This is a genomic window from Treponema sp. R6D11 (assembly GCF_054786075.1).
The window spans coordinates 1-385 of record NZ_BDHD01001109.1 but is presented as its reverse complement, the minus strand read 5'-3'; the positions used below and the strand labels follow the sequence as shown (position 1 = coordinate 385).

At 44.9% G+C, this 385-nt stretch carries 1 protein-coding gene; it reads right to left on the bottom strand.

Annotated elements, in window-relative coordinates:
* Nucleotides 1-385: hypothetical protein (locus tag ACYVTD_RS17685; protein ID WP_461248931.1), on the bottom strand; the 385-nt coding region annotated here is incomplete at both ends.

The window sequence follows — 385 nt, the reverse complement described above, 5'->3', positions numbered from 1 at the left end:
CTCCATTACTTTTAGGTTGCCGCCTGTGATGGCTATGTTGCTGCTGTCTGCTGGTGCTGCCGCGAAGATGGTCGAATTAATCAAGTCTGTTAAGACCCCTAGGTCAAGGTTGTATTTTGTGTCCCAAGCAGTTTTCTCTTGCAATGGGTATTCGCTAGGATCCATAACAGGGATATCAAATTTTGTTTTGCCCGAAGTTATAGCAAGGTTTTTGCCGTCTTCTGATAATACAAATTCAGATGTTTCCCCGCCTAAACGACGCACGATATCAACGAATAAAGACGCACTAACAAGCACGTTTCCATCGTCTCCTTGGGCGTTTAGTTCAACGATGATTGTCGTCTCTCTGTCGGTTGAAGAAAGAACCAAATCGCTGCCCTTAAGC